At 53.9% G+C, this 1,861-nt stretch carries 2 protein-coding genes; both read right to left on the bottom strand.

Annotated elements, in window-relative coordinates; genetic code table 11:
* Nucleotides 1-212, bottom strand: a 212-nt coding sequence (locus ACYVG7_RS04625) for a YqaJ viral recombinase family protein (RefSeq protein ID WP_460882056.1), incomplete at its 3' end; no start/stop codon positions are given.
* Nucleotides 213-339: 127 nt separating this feature from the next.
* Complete coding sequence (locus tag ACYVG7_RS04630) at nt 340-1,302, bottom strand: DUF932 domain-containing protein (protein WP_460882057.1); 963 nt, start codon at nt 1,300-1,302, stop codon at nt 340-342.
* Between the last annotated feature and the right edge of the window lie 559 nt (nt 1,303-1,861).

Raw genomic sequence — 1,861 nt, forward strand, 5'->3', positions numbered from 1 at the left:
AGCACGGCCTCTTTGGCCGACAAGTCCTCGGGCTGCTTGCGCCCGGTCTTCTCCAGCCACAAGCTCAGAGCACTCTTGTACGGCGACAAGCCCACGGCGACAGCGGCATCGGACGAACCAATGCCTTGCTGGCGGATAGTCAGCCATTCTTCGCGAGATAAGCCGACAGTTGAGGCCAGACGGATAGCCTGACCATAGCGTTGTTGTTTCATAACGGACTCCAAAACAAAACGCCCCGACAAGCCGAAGCCTGCCGGGGCGAGAAGTGATAAGGGAAGATTCAAGTTGCGGGTAGAAGTGCAGGTGTATATGCGGGTAGAAAGCCAAATCCAGAAAGGATTACTGCAGTAACGCCAGTGCCTGTGTCATCGCCTGTTGCTTAAGTTGAGCGCCTTGCCCGAACCAGGCTGAATCCAACCGATAATCCTGATTACGCGCCCGCCGCCGATGGTCCACATACTCAGTCATGGCATTGACCAGACCCCAGGCCGTATTGCGACTGGAGGACAAGGTTGAACCCAGTCCTGTGCCCTGATACAGACTCAGAACTTGCTGCAGTGTGCGGGAGGGCTCCAGCGCTGACGGGTTACTCTCATCGGCCAACGGCTCACCCAGTACGGTGCGGAAATAGGCATCGGCCTCGGTCCGCGACACCGGCCGCTGACTCAACTCCTTCAACGAGCGCATAAAGCTGTCCCAACTGGACAGCCCCAGACCCAGGGCATTCTTGACTGCTGCCGCATCAAATTGGGTAGAGTGGGGCACCTTGACCGCCCCCTTGCTGTCACCGGTTGCCATTTGCAGCGTGTTGTTGCACACCACCCTTACGGAAGTGAACTGTGCCGTGGTACACAGTGAGCCATCGCAGCTGGTAGCCAGCAGCAGATAAGCTTTGACGGTATCCCCGCCGCGCAAGACCGATTCTTGACCGGTACGCGCCAAGGCCCACAACTTGCGGCCACCCTTCAAGACTCCTGCCGTCTCCAGCTCAAACCCTCCGGCCTTGACCAAATCCTTGTAGAAGCCCAGCACCTCATCCGGCTGAACCACCTTGTAACGGTTCGACACTACCGACAACGGCGCCAGCGTATCGGATCGGTACAGCACCTTGGCGTCTGTATGAGGCCGAATATGCAGACCATCCGGAGCGACATTAAACAGCACATCGCTTTGCGCGATATGCCAATCCATCCCGGCTTCAACCAGCCAGGTCTGCAACGGTTGATGGGCACTCAGATGATTGCCCAGACCATGCCAGGGCGTATCACCGACATACGCCATCGATTCGACGAGATGAGCCATAGAGCCTCCTGTGAACATGAAAATCACGCGCCGGAAGAACAGTTCCTCCGGCGATCCACAGGGGTGATATAGGTTTGAATAAATCTTGCGGAGTGAGAAATTGTACGAACAATTGGCTATGTCATTTGGGGCTTGTTGCTCTCAAGGTCAAGAACGGTTGGCAGCCTAAATGACGGCATCACCGAAAGTCTTCTTTGCTATCGGTAACATAGGAAAGGAGATCGCGCATGGAGGCATTAACCTGCTATTTCGCTATTAATAGCGAAAATAGCAGTAGCACGGGTCAAAATGGATACGATTTTATTATACGGGGAACTCCAATGGTTGTACTTGATGGAATCATGCATACCAGTTTCGAAAACCGGAGGGGGCTAAGTACAGAACCACTAAGAATCGCAGCAGGCTATGAGTAACGGCTTTACCGAGCGACTACATCGCCCCAGTTCGAATAATGCTTCTGTATCAAGGGCGGATAACTAAATAGCTTATATGGACACCGACCCTGTGCAAGCAAGTGCTGCTCTATTTTTAACAAAGTAGTCACAAACATATATTCGGC

It is taken from the genome of Pseudaeromonas pectinilytica (genome assembly GCF_054780855.1).

Excerpts from the sequence above, each read along its gene's own strand:
- ACYVG7_RS04630 (WP_460882057.1), bottom strand. The coding sequence starts at position 1,302 with ATGGCTCATCTCGTCGAATCGATGGCGTATGTCGGTGATACGCCCTGG.